The organism is Fulvivirga ulvae (genome assembly GCF_021389975.1).
In the GTDB taxonomy this organism is placed as follows: domain Bacteria; phylum Bacteroidota; class Bacteroidia; order Cytophagales; family Cyclobacteriaceae; genus Fulvivirga; species Fulvivirga ulvae.
In genome coordinates this window covers 2426247-2445676 of record NZ_CP089981.1, presented here as the reverse complement: position 1 = coordinate 2445676, position 19430 = coordinate 2426247, and the positions used below count along the sequence as shown (strand labels likewise).

Sequence of the window (19430 nt, the reverse complement as noted above, 5' to 3'; positions counted from 1 at the left end):
CTTTTAATTATAGATGAATTCTCCTTTCGGACTCTTGATAGTCACTTGTTTTTTATCTGAGGCTTCCACCCGCCCGATGATCTGTGCATCTATTCCAAAGCTTTTGGAGATGGAAATCACTTCGGCGGCATGCTCTTCTTTCAGGTAAATTTCTAACCGGTGCCCCATGTTAAATACTTTATACATTTCCTTCCAATCGGTACCGCTTTCTTCATGAATAATGCGGAACAACGGAGGAACCGGGAACAGATTATCTTTAATTATATGCAAATGATCTATGAAATGAAGTACTTTGGTCTGTGCACCTCCACTGCAATGCACCATACCATGGATATGCTGGCGATGATTTTTAAATACTTCTGCCATCACCGGAGCGTAGGTACGGGTAGGCGACAACACCAATTTTCCCACATTCACCGGTGCATCATCGACAGTATCGGTAAGCTTATATCCCCCTGAAAACACAAGGTCTCCGGGCACATCCGGATCAAAGCTTTCAGGGTACTTTTCTGCATAAATCTTATTGAACACATCATGACGAGCCGAGGTAAGTCCATTGCTGCCCATACCGCCATTATATTCTATTTCATATTTGGCCTGCCCGTAAGAAGTCAGGCCTACAATTACGTCGCCTGCCTCAATGCGGTCATTGTTGATCACATCTTTGCGCTTCATTCTGGCTGTAACCGTGCTATCAACTACTACTGTCCTTACCAAATCACCAAGGTCAGCAGTTTCTCCACCTGTACTGATGATGTTAACACCATTGTCCCTTAGCATCTGCAGCACCTCCTCGGTGCCATTGATCAACGCTGCAATCACTTCTCCTGGTATCAGGTTTTTATTTCTGCCTATGGTTGACGACAGCAATATGTTATCCAACGCGCCGACACATATCAGGTCATCAATATTCATGATAATGGCATCCTGGGCTATCCCCTTCCACACAGACATGTCGCCTGTTTCCTTCCAATAGATGTAAGCAAGCGAAGATTTTGTGCCTGCGCCGTCTGCATGCATAATATTGCAATAGTCCGGGTCATTGGCAATGTAGTCTTCTACTATTTTACAGAAAGCCTGGGGATAAAGCCCTTTATCAATGTTTTTGATAGCATTGTGCACATCTTCTTTAGATGCTGATACTCCACGTTGTGCGTAGCGCTCGCTCATAATTGTAATTTAAGGAATGAAGAGGTACAAAAATAAGAAAAGTGATGAGAGTTGGGAGGATTATTGGTTAGCCGTTTTGATATTATGATTCGCAGGGTATTGATAATTAAGTTGTAATTCACTAACATTGAAGTTTTTTGTCAAATTTTTTTATTATAAAAACATGTTACTACTAAGATTTATTAAACTTTCATTTTTTATCTTTATCTGTTCTGCAACAGCTTTTAGCCAAAATCTTACTATTGAAGAAAGCGAACCGCTTAAGGAGGAGCCTACGGATGGCTGGCTTAAACTCTTTCAATTCTCAAACGGCAATACAGCACTTATCCATATTACCGAGAAAGATGGAATGCAGCTTTGGGTTTACGACAGTTCTCGTAAACTAAAATTGAATAAACCTCTAAACCCTCAATTCCATACCAAGGGAAATTTAAGCATAAAAAAAGGGGCTTCTATTGAAGCTGCATTCAGTATAGGGAGCGATTTAGTGCTGTTCATCGAAATGATTTACACACGTGCTCCTATTCTATATAGGGTGATCATTAATACTGATAATGGTGCCATTAAAGAAGAAAATGAGGTCGCTCGTTTGGACAAGTACTCAGCGTTTGCCGGATACGCCATGGCCTATGGCAATGTCCCTCAGCCAAAATTCTATATTCGAAAAGATGAACATTCCGATAACTATGCTGTAGCTCTGTTCAATAGCTTTGTTTCGGATAGAAATAAAAGAATTAAGCTTATTCACTATGGCTCCGATCATCAAATTATCAACAGTGCTTTCTATCATTCTCCAAATGAAGAGTTCAAATATTTAGATCTCATTGACATGGTCGTTCTGGGAGATAAAAAAGTTATAGCCTGCGCCAATGGATTTAATACTAACAAATCTGATGAGGGAACAGTACTTTTCGCCAGTCTGGAAAAGGGCGATTCTTATGTAAACGTAAAGAAACTTCAGTTTACTGAAAATCAATATTTTACTTCCGGAATGCTTCGTTACAATAAAAAAGAAAATCTTGTTGTAATGTTGGCTCTTAAACAATCTGGCAGTGCATATACTCCCAAGTTAATCTTTTTTGATGCAGATACTTATTCAACTGTATTCTATAAGGACGTAAGCACTCCTAACGTTGATTTTGAGCACAGTGAGATTTTTGGGAAAGACAAAAAATTCAATGCCTTACCCCAAATTATCTATATCAACGATGATGGTACTTATACAATGGTATTTGAAGAAATTACAATTTATACCTCATCAAATGGTTCCAGTTCTACTACATTAGGCAGTATGGTCGTTTCAATTCTCGATCGTCAGGCCAAAGTACTTCACAATACCCTTATTCCCAAAAGTCATTTTATTGTAGGTTATTATCCCGCCCTCTACCCGGCTAACAGAAATATTGAAGTTGTGCGGCTAATCCACAGTAATCAGTATAAATCATTTTCTTACGCTTGTGGGCAAGAAGGCAAATACATCTTCTTTAATGATATAATAGAAAACTTAGAAAATATAAAGAAAGGTAAACTTACGAGGATAGCAGGTATAGGCGAGACTGATGCTTTCGTCTGCGAGGTTAACAGCAGGCAACGCGGCCTATTATATGGTCAACCTGAGAAAAAGACCCATAATTTTGCCGCCTTTCGTATATCAGACTATAATAAAGAATCAGGTTACTTTACTACTTTAAAGCTGGAAAATAGCAGGGACAAAAAAGCAACCATTACATGGATTAAATTAAAATAACCACATCATCAGGGATCAACCTATAATATGTTGATCTCTGATATAATTAACTTATCTCAACTCCCCACTCAACCGCTCCCAAGCCAATTTTTTGTATGTCCTGCTTATAGGCAATTGCAACTCACCGATATTGACCTCCTCTTTATTATAAGCTGAGACGCCTTGCTTGTTTACCATAAATGAACGGTGAATGCGAACAAACATTTCGGGCAGCCGCTCTTCAAGCTTGCTGATCTTTTCTTTGGTAACCACATGAGTACCGTTGTTTAGATGAATTTTCACGTAATCGCCAAGGCTCTCAATATAGGTTACTTCATTGTAAGTCAGTGTTTTAAGCTGTCGCTCTGAGCGTATGGTAAATTGCCCAGCCTCGTATTTCTGCTTTTCCTCTTTAAGGGCATTAATATCCCGCTCCTTAATAAACGTGCGACGGATAAGCAGGATGAAAGAGAACAAAAATACAATGAAATAGAGGGTGACCGCCAGCACAAAAACATCAGAAGATACAGGGCTCATGTTGTGATAGGAGTACTCCGCCAGAAATATAAAAGCAAGCATAATCACTAACATTTCAAGGTATAGCGACACAAGCAACATATAGAATGAGTAGAGTATAAACGCCCCGTACCTGCGGACAAAAAGATACTTTGGAACCAGGTAAAAATTAAAGAAATAACAGGTCCCGATTACGACCGGCATAAGCATGGAAACAAAGTAGAAACTCTCCTCAAATGACGAGTAGTAAGGAGCAAAAATCACTGACAGCAAGACCAGCGTTACGAGCCAAAATATGATGTGTACATAGCTTTTCATAGCAGCGAATATCTCTATTTAAGAAGAGCATGGCCAATTTAGTCGATAGATAACCGGTTTCCAGCCGGATTCGACATTGCCAACAGGCCCTGCCAAATCTAGCTTTGAACTGTATAATTAAACAATTAAATTTAACTATCATGACAAAACTATTTATTGAAGGAGGCCCTGCATTCATGGGCATACTCACCCTGGTACTTTTAGTAATTCTAGCGCTGGCAGTAGTCAATGCTGTCTACCTTGCATCCGGTAAAGGCCATGATCCGGTGATCGTCAAATCACGGCTGGAATATATCAAAAGTGCCGGCCTGTTCGGGCTGATCACTGGCATTCTCGGGCAATTGATAGGGCTATATCAGGCATTCGAAGCTATTCAGCGGATAGGAAAAGTATCACCTGCGTTACTGGCCGGGGGCATGAAGGTCTCCATGATCACAACCATGTACGGTTTCGTAATATTCATTATTGCTTACCTGCTTTGGTTTGCATTGGAAGCCTACGCCTCCAGAAATAACACCGCCGGGGTTTAAAAAAAGTTGCTCCGGAAGTTGAAATTTACGGAGCAGCCTTTTAATAAAATAATATTTTATTGCCTACTGACCAGCATCATCGTCATCAAAAAACCGATCTTCATCAAATTCATCAACATCAGTAGACTCCTTTTTCTCACCTACTTCAAGAATCTTGAATTCTGTACGCCTGTTCACCTGGTGTTCTTCTTCGGTTTTTGCATTGGGTATGATCAGCTTGGTTTCTCCATACCCCTTGGCCGTCAGCCGGTTGGATGATATACCTTGGGAGATGATATAGTCAACCGCAGATTTCGCCCTTCTTTGGGATAACTTCATATTATAATCATCATCAGCCCGATTATCGGTATGTGAGCTAAGTTCTATCTTAAGCTCAGGGTTGTCTTCCAGAATGGTTACAAGCTTATCCAGTTCACGGGCAGCATCTTCACGTATATCTGACTTATCAAGATCGTAATAGATGTTCTCCATCACGAAAATTTTGTTTTTCTCAATTTTTTCAAGAACCAATAAGGTATCAAACTTTACATCTGTTACCAGTTGCTTTAAGGTATCGCGGTCTATGCTCTTGCCTACCGTAGTAAATTGAGCCCGTGTAATCAGATACTGGTCTTTACCTCCCTTTTTCTCTCCTACAAGATTATAATGCTCATGCTCATAAACCCTGAACAGGAATTTTCCATCATCTTCGGTTACAGTCTCATCCAGTACTTTACCCTCATAGTCAAGCAGCTTAACTTCTACCCGCGGCAAAATAACCAGCTTATCATTATCATCATGGGTCATAGTTACACCCTCGAGATAGTAATTGACGATTTTCAGATCAGGATCTTCATTGACGAAGGTATAAATGTCATCATCTCCTTCACCACCTTCTCTGTTCGAGGTGAAGAAGCCCCTGTCTGCCTTAAACAAATACATACCAAAGTCGTCAGCACTTGTATTCATTGGCTCGCCGAGGTTTTCTATTTCTGTTCTTCCATTCCTGCGTTTGGCTACCAAAAGGTCTAGTCCACCAAAACCTGCATGTCCATCACTGGAAAAATACATGTAACCTTCATCAGAAATGTAAGGGAACATCTCATTGCCCGTAGTATTAATTTCAGGCCCCAGGTTAGTGACCTTGTAAAAACGTCCTCTTGAATTTCTTTTGGCCGAGTAGATATCTGTACCTCCATAGCCTCCCGGTCTGTTGGAAGCAAAATAAAGTGTTTTGCCGTCCCTGCTAAAAGCAGGGGTTGAATCCCAATAGCCCGGGTTATTAATATTCAACATCCTCGGCTCCGTCCAACCTTCACGACGATTACTCGAAATGTATAAATTCACATCGGCAGTTCCCTTTTTCTTACCGGAATTGCCACGTGCGAAAATCATGGTTTGCCCATCAGGACTAAAAGTCACCGCACCTTCGTTGATATTATAGTTATTGATAAGCGCGTCCAACTCCGTAATAGTAGTAGTATCTACCCGTGCCCCCTGGGTCTTTACCCGGTAAATGTTTGTGAAGGGTGTGCCCGTGGCCTTATAAATTTTGCTGTCTCCGCGCGAAGAGGTAAAATAAAGCTCACCATCATTATATACCGGCGCGTACTCTGCGGCAGGTGAGTTTATTTCGTCGAGGTTCTTTACCCTGAAGTAGTTCTTTTTGGCTCTGACCTGCTCAAGGTTATTGAGGTTATCATACTCTTCCTGTCCCCTTTTTTGATACTCTTCGTCTTCCACCACTTTCAAGTGCTGCTCAAGCGCCCTTTTTGCCTCATCGTAGTTGCCGTTAGCCTTCAATGCAAAGGCGTAGAACATATGTATTGAATCATTTCTCATACCCCTGTCCAGGGCCTTTTTATAGAAAGGGGCCGCTTCTTGCAGCCTGTTGGATTGCCGGTAAGATTCTGCTATATAAAAATTGGCTTCCGCGTTGTTCGGATCCTTCTTAAGTACTCCCTGATAAAGCTCAATCGTAGACTGAAACTGACCGCGATCAAAAGTTTTTGATGCCTTTTTCTCTACACTGCACGACAACACAGTTAGTGCCAGAAAGGCCATCGAAATTTTTAATGTCGCATTCATATTTAGATATTCCTTTGCCTAAATTTATAATTATTAATCCTCAATCGTATAACGACGGGTATAAATATTATGTTGTTGGCATGCATTTAATTGAAGTACCTGCCTAACCAGGTTGATTTGGCCGGAACAACCCATGAAGATTCCAACTCACTTTTACTGGATACCAGATTATTAAAAGTAAGGGTACTTTCATCAATTTTTCCTTCTGCCACACTGGCTTTTAAGTTACTGAGAGATTCCAGATATACTTCTTCGTTGAAGATAAAGGCAACTTTTGTACGATCAAAGAAGTTGATATTATGCTGCTGCTCTATTTGCCTTACAAAGCCAACAGAGCTGTCAATAGAGCATCCGCTGGCTTTATTAAAGTTTTCATCAACACTAATCACCAAAAACTGATTGTGAAATATTTTAAAGGAGCTTTTCAATGGAGCGCCATGAGCGGCCCAATCCTCAAAAAACTTTTCTCCTGTCGTATTTACTGCTTCTACTTCGGTATTTGCCAGTTTTCTATCCGCCTGGTATATCCAAACCCTGGCATGGTCGGGCATGTTTTCAAATGGTATTAACATACTAACAAATTTAGAAAAAAAACCACAAAAGCCCGGATTAAGTTCTGTTTAAGGGAAATTAACGCACCTTGGCCCGAGCCTCTTATAGGGTCACAGGGCAGCACCAAAAGAGATGCTAACCCCAAAGGCCTTCCAGGGTATATGGCCCTTCTTCAACCACCCAAAAGTTGCCGGTTACATAGCGCAGTCCCCGATCGAGTTTGGCTATCTCCTGCATTTCCTGCTCACTGAGTTTAATATCCGCCGCCGCATAGTTCTGCCTGATACGCTCCGGGTTTACCGATTTAGGGATCACAGAAATGTCGCGGTTAAGTGACCACGCAATTAATACCTGTGCGGGACTTACACCTTTCGCTTCTGCTATTCTAGTAATAGTCGGGTCTTCCAGCAGTAAGGGCTCATCATCAGATTTTAAATTCGACGGTCTGTCCTTGGAGCCCAGAGGTGAATATGCTGTAAGAAGAATGCCTTCACGCTTACAAAAATCGACCATATCCTCTTGCTGCAAATATGGGTGCATCTCTATCTGGTTCATTTCAGGTTTCACCCTACCTTCAACTGTAAGTGACTTTAGCTTGTCAATATTAAAGTTAGAAACACCAATGTGAGTGGTCATGCCTTTTTCCTGCACATCCTCCATAGCCCTCCAGGTCACGGATAAAGGAATCTCTTTAAGCGAAAAGAAATCACTTGCTTTCTGTGCCATAGACACTCCTTTTTTAATGGCAACAGGCCAGTGAATAAGAAAAAGGTCAAGATAATCTATTTGCAAGTCAGACAAAGTTTTCTTCAGCGCAGGCTCTACATCCCCTGCCGCATGCGAGTCATTCCATAGTTTCGAGGTGATCCACAGGTCTTCCCGCTTCACAATGCCTTCTTCAAAACATTCAGTCAATGCCTTCCCTACTTCCTGTTCATTTCCATAAATAGGCGCACAGTCTATGTGCCTGTAGCCTGTTTTTATAGCCTCTTTTACAGCAGTGTAAACTTCACCGGGCTTTGACTTCCATGTTCCCAGGCCAAAGGCAGGCATTTTGTCTCCATTTCTGAATTGCAGTGTCTTCATTGATTCTCTGTTTTTATTGGTTAGTGGTAATTCATTGTAATTTCAACGTCTGCATTTGCTTCATTGTTACCATAATTTAATAGCACTCAATAAGATAATTCAAAAACGTCAATTAACTGACTTTTTCCTACCGAACTACCCTCTAAATTTAGGATAAAGCCTGTCGTGATACTTTCGTGATATATGAAATTTACCTTTACCAAAGGACCGGTCCGGCTTTATTATGGATGGAAAAGATCACTTATGAAAAAGGTATTGCTTATTGAGGACGATGCTCACATTAAGGATTTGCTCGAAATCCATTTAAGCGACCTGGGTTGCCAGTTAAAAATGGCTCAAAACGGCAGTATGGGCTATCGCATGGCACTTACAGAGGCACTGGACCTCATCATACTGGACATTATGCTGCCAGATAAAGATGGCATTGAGATCTGCCGGGACCTGCGTGCCAATAACATTGATACACCCATATTGATGTTAACGGCACGCTCGGAGGAAATTGACAAAATACTGGGCCTGGAAACAGGTGCGGACGATTATTTGACTAAGCCTTTCAGTGTAAGGGAGTTCATTGCCCGGGTAAAGGCCATTTTCAGAAGGGTGCAAATGCTTAACACGCCCAGGGATGATAATCAGATAATCAGGCATGGTGCTCTGATTATAGACCAGGCAAAAAGAAAGGTGCTTCGTAGAGGAGAAAGAATTGACCTTACCCCAAAGGAGTTTGACCTGCTCTATCTGCTGGCATCTAATCCTGGCAAAAGTTATTCCCGAGACCGCCTGCTTAGTATCATCTGGGGGTATGAATTTGAAGGATACGAGCATACCGTGAATTCTCATATTAACAGGCTACGGGCAAAAGTGGAGGAAAACCTGAGCGATCCGGAGTATATCCTCACCACCTGGGGTATCGGCTACAGGTTCAACGACGAAATATAGGAAATCAACCCGCATGAAAATGAAAATAAAAAATAGTAGTCTGGGTTTTTTCCGGAAGATCTCACTCACCCTGGCGGGACTTTTAATGGTTGTAGGCTTCTCCTATGTTTTTATCACCGCGAACCTGGCCGAGAAGTATGTGCAGGAAAAAAACCAGGCACTCAATGCCAGCATTGCAGAGCATATCATTACTGAGGTAAAGCCATTCATTAATGGCGAGCTGTCAGAAAGTGCTACTCAGGACATTATGCATCATATGATGGCCATTAACCCGAGCATAGAAGTATACATTCTCAACCCAAAGGGAAAAATTCTGTCGTATGTGGCTCCTTATAAAAAGGTAAAAATGGACTCCGTAAACCTGGGGCCGGTCCGCCAGTTTATTCATTCAGATGAAAGAAAATACATCGTGGGAGACGATCCCAGAAACCCGGGGGTTCAAAAAGTATTTTCGGCGGCTCCAATCCTGGAAAATGATAAAACCCTTGGCTATGTCTATGTAGTACTCGCCAGTGAAGAGTATGACTCTGTATCTGCCTACATGTGGAATAGCTATATATTACGGCTGGGCGGCAGAGCAATATTTATCACTTTGTTTGTAGCCCTTGTACTTGGGTTGCTGATCATATGGCTCATCACCCGTAACATCAACCGCATTACACGTACTGTCAAGCGCTTTCAAAATGGAGAAATGAGTGCGCGGATACCGGTTAAGTCAGAAGGAGGCATTAATGACCTTGCCCTGGCATTTAATGAAATGGCGGATACCATAGTAGGTAATATCGAAAACCTGAAATCGATGGAAAACCTGCGACGGGAGCTAGTCGGCAATGTCTCGCATGACCTGCGCACCCCTCTTGCCGTAATACATGGCTATATAGAAACTTTAATGATCAAAAGAAAAACATTGTCGGAAGACGAGCGTGAAAAATATCTTAAGATCATCCTTGAAAGCACCGAAAAACTCAGGAAACTGGTTGATGAACTGTTCGAACTTTCCAAACTGGAATCGAAGCAGGTAAGCCCTAAAAAAGAGCCATTCTTTATTCAGGAGCTAATCAATGACATCCGTCAAAAATTCCAGCTCCTGGCCCGGCAAAAGAACATCGAAATTACCACGTCCAAGCATCAGGCCAATACACTGGTATTCGCAGATGTCGGGTTGATAGAGCGTGTGCTGCAAAACCTGATTGATAACGCCTTAAAATTTACACCTAAAGGCGGCAAAATACAGGTAGAGGTGGATCAGGAAGATCAGTATGTTGAAATAAAGGTATCAGACTCGGGTCCTGGCATCCCCAAAGATCAAATCCCATTCATTTTTGACCGCTATCATATCGGGGACAAGCGGATCAGCCTTGATAATAACAATACCGGATTAGGATTAGCCATTGTCAAAAAAATACTGGAAATTCATAATGCAACGATCCACCTGAGTAGCAAGGTCAATTACGGTACCACATTTTCATTTCAATTGCCACAATATCAAACTGCTCAATCATGAAAAGACTATTTATCATGCTTTTAACACTCTCCGGCTGTATCGGCACAGATATTATTGACGATGAAATGGAGGAAAAGATTGTTATAGACAACCCGATAACTTCTCTCAAAGTTGGCGAATCCCACCAGTTTTCTGCTAAATACTTTAACAATATCGGCCAGGAGGAAAATGTGGTTTTTGTATGGACATCGTCAGACGAATCCGTCATTTCAATAGAAAATTCAGGACTAGCCATTGCGCTGACTCCTGGTACAGCTACCCTCAGTGTACTTGCAGAAGACATTGCCACTTCACTGGAAGTAACAGCAGGCGACGAAACCAGCGGGGACGTGGAGCTAAGATCAGCGACCCTGCAAACTGTGAGCTCATACCCGCTTTCAGGTGATGTAACACTAAAAAAGGGAAGCAACGGCCTGATCCTGGAGTTTGCGGATAACTTTAATACTACATCCGCTCTCCCCGGTTTGTATGTATACCTTTCCAACAATGCCAATACTACCAATGGTGCTCTTGAGGTAGCCAAAGTGGCAAAGTTTAGCGGGGCTCAATCGTATGAAATTACCGCAACATCTGATCTTTTTGAATACAATATAGTACTGTTTTACTGCAAACCTTTTGTAGTGCCGGTGGGTAACGGAACACTAAATCCTTAGAGCAATGAGAATTATTAAGACTATTTTCGTAATGGGTTTCATTTGGTTTTCAACTGAAACCATGGCAGGCGGAGGATGGCCCCAGCCGAAAGGTGGGATGTTCCTTAAACTGAGCCAGTGGTGGGTAATCTCTGACCAGCACTATACCAATACAGGCATGATTGATCCCAACCTTACCAGGGGAACCTACAACACCAGCATTTATGCCGAATATGGTTTCACTGACCGGCTAACCGGGATCCTTTATTTTCCTTTTTTTAGCAGGGCTACGCTAAACGAGCAGGTATCAGGTACAACAGGTCAACTAATAGCTGAAGGTGATGCTGTAAATTCATTAGGAGATACTGATCTGAGCATAAAATATGGTTTGATTACAGATAAATCGATTGTAGTAAGCGCTACGCTAACTTTAGGGCTGCCTCTTGGTAATGACAGTGGAGGAAGGGACGGATCATTACAAACCGGAGACGGAGAATTTAACCAGATGATTTCCATTGATGCCAGCAGAGCTTTTAAGGTTGGGAAATTCTATCCTTTCCTTTCACTAAGAGCAGGCCTGAACAACCGTACCAATGACTATTCGGATGAATTCCTGTATGGTGTTGAAGCCGGTATCTCGATCAGCAAAGTAACCCTGATAGCCCGTGTTTTCGGCGTTGAATCATTGAATAATGGAGCCGATAATTTCAATGCCGTAGGTACTAGCCTGTTCGCCAACAATACCGAATATATGTCTTTCTCACCAGAGATCGCCTTTAACTTCACCAAAGCCTTCGGCATCTCGGTATCATATGGAACTGCCTTTTCCGGGCAGCTGATTTTTGCCAACCCAAGCTATGCGGTTGGTGCATTTTTAAAGCTTTAGAGTTACGTTATGCTTTCGTGATATTTCCGTGATACTTGAAGCCGATTTTTGATAACATGTTAAACCATAAAATTTTAAAACCATGTTGAAAAAGTTCGGAATAGTAATAATGTCTTTGGCTGTATTTATGGCTTGCGGTGATGATGATACTGAAGAAGTACTGATCGACACCAGCATGCCGCAGGGAGCCTTTACCGCTACAACAGATGGTACTTTTGTAGAGCAAAATGACACGGGAAGTACAGGCACCGCAGAACTGGGAACTGACGAAAATGGCACACAGTTCCTGCGCTTCGGTTCTGATTTTTCCACGACCCTTGCCACCGGTACCGTTACTGTTTACTTGTCTACTTCTAGCGAGTATAAAGCTGACCCTGGCAGTGGCAACCCCGACCTGAGGCTTATAGGCCCGGTAAGTTCTACAGGGGAGAACTTCTTTAAACTGGAGCCTGCCGCAGCCAGCAAATTCACTCATGTCATTCTATGGTGTGGATCAGCAAACATCCCTTTTGGATATGCTGAACTGAATTAGACCCATGAGCAGGTATGGACTTACAGGCAAATGCTTGTCCCTGTTGATAGGGACAGCATTCCTTTGTTTATCAACGGCCTATGCCCAAAGCGGCTGGACTCGGAAAAAAGGAGAGTATTATATAAAACTCAAAACCAGTTACGGAGCATCTGATACTTACTTCAACCTATCAGGCAATCAATTAAAAACCTCTGAATTCGCGCAGTCCATCACGGGGCTTTATGGTGAATATGGAATTGCCGACCGGTTGACAATCATCAGCTACGGTCCGGTTATCAAACATCATTACTTTGAAACCACGGAGAAAATAACTGCTTTGGGTGATTTGCCTATAGGTTTAAAATATGGCCTGCTCCAGGGCAAGTTTCCGGTATCCATCAGCCTGATCACTGATATACCGACAGCTAAGGCAAACAACTATGCACAAAACAAGCAAAATGATTTCGAACAGATCAATTTGCCAGCAGGTGATGGTGAGTGGAATTTTAGGTTAATGGTGGCTGCCTCTCATTCATTTCACCAGGTACCTGCCTATGTTTCAGTATATTCAACACTCAATTATCGAACTCAGTACGAAGGGGTCGACTTTACGCATCAGGCTGTAAGTGGCGCAGAGTTTGGTGGCTTGATCGCTTCAAAGGTTTGGGTTATCGCCGGGTTATCGTTTCAAAAATCATTGGGAGAAGGCGCTATAGTAGATTTTGTCAGGGGTGAAGGTACCGAGTTCACGGCTTTGGAAGTCAAATCGTCCGTGGAGCTACTTAAAAGCATCAGTCTTAATGTGGGGTATTTCAGGTACATAGACCTGATCGTAAAGAGGGCAAATTTGTATAGCGCAGGAATAGTATCCGTAGGCCTGGCTTATGAATTTAAAAAATAATGGGCAGAAATATGTTGTTAGTTTTTTAAGGTTAAGGCCCGGAGATCAGCCCGGGCCTTTTGTTTATCGACTCTTATTTTTCGCCAAGGCCTTCGGCAATAAGCTCAGCAAGGTCTTTTACCTTCACCTCAGCTTCTTTTTCTTTGTTTTTCACACCGTCACTCATCATAGTCATACAAAAAGGACAACCTACAGCAATAGTATCTGCGCCGGTGCTTAAAGCCTCTTCTGTTCTATCGATGTTCACTTCTTTGTTGCCTGGTTCGGCATCTTTAAACATCTGACCGCCTCCCGCTCCACAGCAAAAGCCTTTGGTCTTGCAGCGTTTCATCTCGACCAATTCGGCATCCAGCGCCTCAAGCACTTCTCTTGGCGCTTCATATATGTTATTGGCACGCCCCAGATAACAAGAATCATGGTAAGTAATCTTTCTTCCTTTAAATTCGCCTCCTCCTTTCAGGGATACTTTCCCCTGATTGATCAACTGTTGTAGAAAAGTAGAATGGTGTATCACTTCATAATTTCCCCCAAGGGCAGGATATTCATTCTTCAACGTATTGAAGCAATGCGGGCAAGCCGTCACTACTTTTTTAACATTATAGCCATTCAATACCTGAATGTTCGAAACAGCCTGCATCTGAAACAGAAACTCATTGCCAGCCCTTCGTGCAGGGTCACCAGTACAGGTTTCTTCAGGACCCAATACGGCAAATGAAACACCTACCACATTCAATATTTTTACAAACGCCCGTGTAACGTTTTTATATCTGTCGTCATAAGAACCAGCACAGCCTACCCAGAATAAGATTTCAGGTGACTCTCCTTTGGCAGCCATTTCGGCCATGGTGGGTACTTTATATTTATTATCGCTCATAGCTTAGATATCTTATTTATTTCGTCAATTTCTTTTTATGCTTCTTCTTTTTTCAGGTCATCAGCCCATTTAAACCTATCGGTAGGGGCAAATTTCCAAGGAGCAAAATTGGTTTCAATATTCTGGAACATGCTATTCCAGCTCGCAGGAGAGCCAGACTCTTCCATAGCTACATACCTCTTGAGCTGGTAAATAATATCCAGCGGATCGATACTTACCGGGCATGCTTCAACACACGCCTGGCAGCTTGTGCATGCATTGATCTCTTCCTTGGTAATAAAATCATGCAGCAAAGTTTTGCCATCTTCCAGCCCTTTACCACCTGTAGCCAGACTTTTACCAACTTCCTCTGCCCTGTCGCGGGTATCCATCATTATTTTTCTCGGAGATAACAGCTTGCCTGTCTGGTTAGCAGGGCACTCAGAAGTACAACGGCCACATTCTGTACAGGCATAGGCATCCATTAGGTTTTTCCAGGTCAGGTCATTGATATCTTTTGCACCAAACCTGCCGATCTCCTCAGGTGCAGGCGGGGGTGTACCACCTTCCGGCTGAATGCCCAGCATCATATTTACTTCATTGGTCACGGCATCCATATTTTTCATCTGGCCTTTAGGCGTAAGTGTGCCGTAGTATGTATTGGGGAAGGCCATAAAAATATGGAGGTGCTTGGAGTAGGTAACATAAATAGCAAAACCAAGGATACCCACTATGTGAAACCACCATGCTGCTCTTTCAATAAAAATAAGCGTGGCAGCATCCATTCCTTCAAAAAGAGGCATCAGCATAGAGCTGAAAAATAATGAGCCCGTGGCTGTATAATGCTCAGGATTAGATCGCTGCAACAATTGGTCTGCAGCATTCATAGTGAGAATAGCAATCATCAACACTATCTCTATGATCAATATCAGGTTTGCATCAAGCTTTGGCCAAGCAGTCATCTCACGGGCATGAAACCGCTTTACCTTAATAATATTCCGGCGAATGAGGAAAACGGTACAGGAGAAAAGGACTGCAACGGCAAGAAACTCAAAAATATTCATCAACACTGGATAGACGTCCCCAAGAAACGGAGCAAACATACGATGCTGCCCGCTCAGTCCATCCAGCACAAATTCAAGCACTTCAATATTAATGACCAGGAAGCCTACATAAATCAGCAAGTGAAGAAAGGCTGGGAGAGGTCTTTTGAACATTTTTTTCTGACCAAACGCGATCAAAAACATATTCTTCCACCGCTGAGAAGTGCTATCGTTTATCTCAACATCCTTACCCAGATTAATATTGCTTTTTATACGCCTAATGCGTTTAAGCAGCACAAACGTGGCTGCTCCAAGTATGATTAAAAATGCTATCTGTCCTATGTATTCCATTCCAAGTAAATTTATATGTATAAATTTATTATTTTTATTTGCATCAATTATAAAATTATATAGTTTTGCATCCTCTTACAACGGTGCTGTAGCTCAGTTGGTAGAGCATCGGACTGAAAATCCGTGAGTCGGTGGTTCGAGCCCACTCAGCACCACATCAAAGTCCCGAAGAAATTCGGGACTTTTTTGTTTTATGTTATTGGTGTTTTTCATCAGTTATGTTTCTTTAGGTAGTTTAGATTATAGGCTTAAAATTAACACATATGACCAAAAATAGTATGCAAGCATACTATTTTTCCCTCTAATTTATAATTGTTCTTGATAACTTAAGCGGTTGTAATTACCTTTTAGGAAATTTAAAAAAATCATTTCCCATTGCCTGAAATTTCGATAAGACTTTTTTCTCAGCACCTGATGCAAGGAGTTTGGTGCATCATCCTGGCATTTTTATTTCTGTACACCTTTAATGTCTACCGCAAGCACTATCTCAAGATCTGGTCTTTAAGCTGGTGTGCTTTTGCTTTATACTTGCTTACTGCTGCCTCCATTTTACAAATCATGTGGATATATCCTGTCGACCATCCCGTTTGGGTTTCACTAACTATTGTGTCGATAAGTGCTTCCTATATTCAAACCGTTTTACTTTTTATCGGTACATGGGAGTTAATCAATGAAAGAAAGTTTCAAAAATCAAGATTATTCATGATACTACTGCTTGCCATCGCACTTGCAACAGTATCTGGTATACTATTCCTTAATGATACTTCTGCCTCAGATGAGAGATTTTTTGTAAGGGTAAGTGTGAGAGCACTCATTACAGGCGCAGGCTTTCTGGCCACAGGAATCTGGATAATAATTACTACCTCAACTTTTAAAGGGCTTGGTAAAAAATTGCTTACGGTGGCTTTTATAGTGTTTGGTCTTGAACAGATCAACTATTTTATTGTAGGTCTGCTACCACTTATTGGTATAGAATACAAATTTCCATATGTTGCTCACCTTGGGCTTCTGGACTTTTTTCTTCAGGCGCTTATAGGTATGGGGATGGTCATTTGGTTGTTAGAGAATGAACGTCGCGACCTTAAAAAAGCCAATGCAGAGCTTGATAGCTTTTTTTACAGTACCTCCCATGACCTTCGTTCTCCAATAGCTTCAATACTAGGCCTCACCTACCTTGCCAAGCACCAAAGTAAAGACCAGGAAACCCTGGAAATTTTTGAACGGATAGAAGGGCGAATCCAAAAACTGGATGAGGTGATTAACGACATACTTAACTATTCTAAAAACAGTAAAAGGATACTTAGCGTAACCAAACTGGATTTCAATGTACTGCTGGATGATGTAATTGGTGCAGTAAAATTTGCCAAAGGGGCATCGGCTATCAGGCTTGATTATGAACCCAATGAAAAGAATCTGCTTAACGGAGATAAAGACAGATTAGTAACTATATTGAATAATTTAATCTCTAACTCCGTCAAATATCATGATCTCTCCAAGGCAGATCCTTACATTAAAGTTGGTTTTCATAAATCAGGAGGAGTTGTTACCATCACTATCTCAGACAATGGAAATGGCATTGACCCCAAGCACCATTCGAAGATCTTTGACATGTTTTACAGGGCTTCAACTGACTCACAAGGCTCCGGGTTAGGGCTGTTTATTGTTAAAGAGGCCGTTAAGAAACTCAACGGCACCATATCTCTGGAGTCTTCACCGGGGGTGGGATCAACTTTCAAAATTGTTATTCCCGAGCCTGAACTCTGACGGCACAAAATAAAACCGGAGGATGCTAGTTTAGCCGCTTTAATTTGTCTATTTCCTTATCTGTCAAAAACCTCCATTTACCTCTTGGAAGATTAAGTTTATCCAGCGGGCCATACATTACTCTGTCAAGTTTTATCACTTCATAACCAAGGTGCTCAAAAATTCGTCGTACTATTCGGTTCTTTCCGATGTGAATTTCAATCCCGAGTATTTTTTTATTGTTATCCACTATGCCTAAGCCATCTACCACGGCCACTCCATCTTCAAGCTCCAGCCCTTCTTCAATCTTCACAAAATCTTCTTTGGTAATATTCTTATCCAGCTCTACCCTATAGATTTTTTTCACTTTGTGAGAAGGGTGGGCCAGCTTGCGGGCAAGCTCTCCATCATTAGTAAAAAGCAAAAGTCCCGTTGTATTTCTATCAAGTCGGCCTACAGGGTATATTCTTTCCTCGCAGGCGTTTTTTACCAGCTCCATTACTGTCCTGCGGTTTTCCGGATCATCGGTAGTGGTAATAAAATCCTTTGGCTTATTGAGCAGTACATAAACAGACTTTTCCGGGGTTAAATTCTTCCCTTTATACACAACCTTATCAGTAGCCTCAACTTTATAACCAAGTTCTGTAATTACCTGTCCGTTAACTTTTATTTCTCCGGCAGCTATGAGTTTATCCGCCTCTCGTCTGGAACAGACTCCGGCGTTGGAGATATATTTATTCAAGCGAATCTCTTGTGGAGTATCCTGCTTCGGAATATTAGGAGTATCCTTTTTGGCTTTTGACGTGGATTGTGACCTGGCGCGGCCCTTCACATCAGCCTTGCTACGTTTGTTTTCTGGTTTTCTTGATTTTTTCATAAGATAACGCAGTATCGCTACTGGGTTTTAAATGTTTGACGGACAAAGTCAATTTTCTGACTCTTCTCCGATTGAATTATCATCTGCAGGCGCAAAATCTTTTGGTGTCGGCAATTCATTCAGACTATTGATACCAAAGTACTCCATAAAAAAATCGCTGGTTCCATATAGTAATGGCCTGCCGATTGATTCTGATTTTCCTTTGATCTCCAGCAGGCCTTTTTCCAGAAGCTTCTGTACTGCATAATCGCAGTTAACACCACGGATACTCTCCACATCTGACTTGGTAACAGGCTGCTTATAGGCAATGATAGAAAGTGTTTCCAATGCGGAGGTAGACAATCTTCTTTTGGATTGCTGCTTCAGCATTATACCTATGCTGGCCTGATATGCCGGTTTTGTTAAGAATTGGTAACCTCCTCCGGAATGGTTTAAACTGAAAGAAAATTCATCAGATTCAAATTTTTCTTTCAGTTTTTTTAAAGCTTCTTCAATGTCCTTTTCTGGTACATCTGCCTCAAACATCTCAGAGAGGCATGCCTTAAGTTCATTAACCTTTATAGGGCCGGGCGAACAAAATATCAACGCCTCTATATGATTCTGAAGAAAATCCACCGATTAATTCTGCTGGCTTAGTTTAGCTTCTATAGATTGGGTTGTGTGAGGTACTGCACGTAAACGATCCTTAGAGATCAATTTGCCGGTTACAGAACAGACACCATAAGTACCATTTTTTATTCTTACCAATGCGCTCTCCAGGTTATTTATAAACTTCTGCTGGCGTGCAGCCAATTGACTAAGGTTTTCTTTTTCAGCTGTATCTGCTCCGTCCTCAAGCACTTTGGTATTTCCGGAAGTAGAGTCTGTACCCTCGTCGTTACTTTTATTGAGGGTTTCTTTTAATATTTTCAACTCGTTTTTGGCCTTCTCTAATTTTTCGATAATGAGTTCTTCAAACTCATTTAACTCTGCCTCTGAATACCTGGTCTTTTCTTCCTTACTCATTATGCTAAAATTTTAGTTAAATTTCATCGGTTCCAATAAAACCGCCTAAAAATAGTTTATGGAACCCAAAACAAAAAAGATTATATTGAATAAATTGTTTCAGGTCTAAACAAATTTAATTTAAAATAGTGCCATAAAACCAATAAAAATTAAGCTGATTTGTAAAAGTTATTTCCTTGAATGTTTCGATTTTTTAAAGCAAAAGTCTATTTCCATTTAA

General features: G+C 41.6%; 19 protein-coding genes and 1 tRNA gene. 10 read left to right on the top strand and 10 right to left on the bottom strand.

What is annotated here, in order from left to right; all coding sequences use genetic code 11:
* Positions 1–3: 3 nt before the first annotated feature.
* Positions 4–1170: an AIR synthase-related protein gene (locus LVD17_RS10120; RefSeq protein WP_233766499.1), complete on the bottom strand. Its 1167-nt coding sequence runs from the start codon at positions 1168–1170 to the stop codon at positions 4–6.
* A gap of 163 nt (positions 1171–1333) precedes the next feature.
* Between LVD17_RS10120 and LVD17_RS10115 the strand changes: the two genes are divergently transcribed.
* A complete protein-coding gene (locus LVD17_RS10115; RefSeq protein ID WP_233766498.1) occupies positions 1334–2917 on the top strand; it encodes a hypothetical protein in 1584 nt (527 codons plus the stop codon).
* A gap of 51 nt (positions 2918–2968) precedes the next feature.
* On the opposite strand, the gene LVD17_RS10110 is transcribed toward LVD17_RS10115, so the two are convergent.
* Positions 2969–3730: a LytR/AlgR family response regulator transcription factor gene (locus LVD17_RS10110; RefSeq protein ID WP_233766496.1), complete on the bottom strand. Its 762-nt coding sequence runs from the start codon at positions 3728–3730 to the stop codon at positions 2969–2971.
* A gap of 140 nt (positions 3731–3870) precedes the next feature.
* Between LVD17_RS10110 and LVD17_RS10105 the strand changes: the two genes are divergently transcribed.
* Positions 3871–4260, top strand: coding sequence for a MotA/TolQ/ExbB proton channel family protein (locus LVD17_RS10105; protein WP_233766494.1), 390 nt, complete (start codon positions 3871–3873; stop codon positions 4258–4260).
* Between the two features lie 63 nt (positions 4261–4323).
* Here the strand turns inward: LVD17_RS10105 and LVD17_RS10100 are convergent, their stop codons facing one another.
* The 3 genes from LVD17_RS10100 to LVD17_RS10090 all read right to left on the bottom strand — a co-directional run bounded on the left by LVD17_RS10100 (position 4324) and on the right by LVD17_RS10090 (position 7965).
* Entirely contained in the window at positions 4324–6327 is a 2004-nt protein-coding gene (locus tag LVD17_RS10100; protein WP_233766492.1) for a CHU_0125 family OmpA-like outer membrane integrity protein, read from the bottom strand.
* Positions 6328–6413: 86 nt separating this feature from the next.
* Positions 6414–6899 carry a hypothetical protein gene (locus tag LVD17_RS10095; RefSeq protein WP_233766490.1) on the bottom strand — a complete coding sequence of 162 codons (486 nt, stop codon included), beginning with the start codon at positions 6897–6899 and terminating at the stop codon, positions 6414–6416.
* 115 nt (positions 6900–7014) lie between these two features.
* Positions 7015–7965, bottom strand: coding sequence for an aldo/keto reductase (locus LVD17_RS10090; protein ID WP_233766489.1), 951 nt, complete (start codon positions 7963–7965; stop codon positions 7015–7017).
* Positions 7966–8148: 183 nt separating this feature from the next.
* Here LVD17_RS10090 and LVD17_RS10085 point away from each other — a divergent pair, with 183 nt between their 5' ends.
* The 6 genes from LVD17_RS10085 to LVD17_RS10060 all read left to right on the top strand — a co-directional run bounded on the left by LVD17_RS10085 (position 8149) and on the right by LVD17_RS10060 (position 13338).
* The gene (locus LVD17_RS10085; RefSeq protein WP_233766488.1) at positions 8149–8904 is read left to right on the top strand and encodes a response regulator transcription factor; all 756 of its coding nucleotides are present in this window, start codon (positions 8149–8151) and stop codon (positions 8902–8904) included.
* A 19-nt stretch (positions 8905–8923) separates the two neighbouring features.
* A complete protein-coding gene (locus tag LVD17_RS10080; protein ID WP_233766487.1) occupies positions 8924–10408 on the top strand; it encodes a sensor histidine kinase in 1485 nt (494 codons plus the stop codon).
* Positions 10405–11061: a DM13 domain-containing protein gene (locus LVD17_RS10075; RefSeq protein WP_233766486.1), complete on the top strand. Its 657-nt coding sequence runs from the start codon at positions 10405–10407 to the stop codon at positions 11059–11061. Before LVD17_RS10080 ends, LVD17_RS10075 begins: the two co-directional genes overlap by 4 nt.
* A 4-nt stretch (positions 11062–11065) precedes the next feature.
* Positions 11066–11926, top strand: coding sequence for a hypothetical protein (locus LVD17_RS10070; RefSeq protein ID WP_233766485.1), 861 nt, complete (start codon positions 11066–11068; stop codon positions 11924–11926).
* Positions 11927–12008: 82 nt separating this feature from the next.
* On the top strand, positions 12009–12458 hold the full coding sequence (locus LVD17_RS10065) for a DM13 domain-containing protein (protein WP_233766484.1): 450 nt from the start codon (positions 12009–12011) through the stop codon (positions 12456–12458).
* Between the two features lie 4 nt (positions 12459–12462).
* Entirely contained in the window at positions 12463–13338 is an 876-nt protein-coding gene (locus LVD17_RS10060) for a hypothetical protein (protein WP_233766482.1), read from the top strand.
* Between the two features lie 73 nt (positions 13339–13411).
* Here the strand turns inward: LVD17_RS10060 and LVD17_RS10055 are convergent, their stop codons facing one another.
* Complete coding sequence (locus LVD17_RS10055) at positions 13412–14212, bottom strand: (Fe-S)-binding protein (RefSeq protein WP_185156162.1); 801 nt, start codon at positions 14210–14212, stop codon at positions 13412–13414.
* Positions 14213–14247: 35 nt separating this feature from the next.
* Complete coding sequence (locus LVD17_RS10050) at positions 14248–15585, bottom strand: 4Fe-4S dicluster domain-containing protein (protein ID WP_233766480.1); 1338 nt, start codon at positions 15583–15585, stop codon at positions 14248–14250.
* A gap of 82 nt (positions 15586–15667) precedes the next feature.
* Between LVD17_RS10050 and LVD17_RS10045 the strand changes: the two genes are divergently transcribed.
* Together LVD17_RS10045 and LVD17_RS10040 are read left to right on the top strand one after the other, a co-directional pair.
* Positions 15668–15740 (top strand) — tRNA-Phe (locus tag LVD17_RS10045).
* A gap of 259 nt (positions 15741–15999) precedes the next feature.
* Positions 16000–17349 carry a sensor histidine kinase gene (locus LVD17_RS10040; protein WP_233766478.1) on the top strand — a complete coding sequence of 450 codons (1350 nt, stop codon included), beginning with the start codon at positions 16000–16002 and terminating at the stop codon, positions 17347–17349.
* Between the two features lie 25 nt (positions 17350–17374).
* Here the strand turns inward: LVD17_RS10040 and LVD17_RS10035 are convergent, their stop codons facing one another.
* The 3 genes from LVD17_RS10035 to LVD17_RS10025 are packed head-to-tail and all read right to left on the bottom strand — an operon-like array spanning position 17375 to position 19210.
* Positions 17375–18205: a pseudouridine synthase gene (locus LVD17_RS10035; RefSeq protein WP_306415997.1), complete on the bottom strand. Its 831-nt coding sequence runs from the start codon at positions 18203–18205 to the stop codon at positions 17375–17377.
* A gap of 48 nt (positions 18206–18253) precedes the next feature.
* Positions 18254–18820 carry an SMC-Scp complex subunit ScpB gene (scpB, locus tag LVD17_RS10030; protein ID WP_233766477.1) on the bottom strand — a complete coding sequence of 189 codons (567 nt, stop codon included), beginning with the start codon at positions 18818–18820 and terminating at the stop codon, positions 18254–18256.
* A gap of 3 nt (positions 18821–18823) precedes the next feature.
* On the bottom strand, positions 18824–19210 hold the full coding sequence (locus LVD17_RS10025) for a TraR/DksA family transcriptional regulator (protein WP_233766476.1): 387 nt from the start codon (positions 19208–19210) through the stop codon (positions 18824–18826).
* Positions 19211–19430 lie beyond the last annotated feature (220 nt).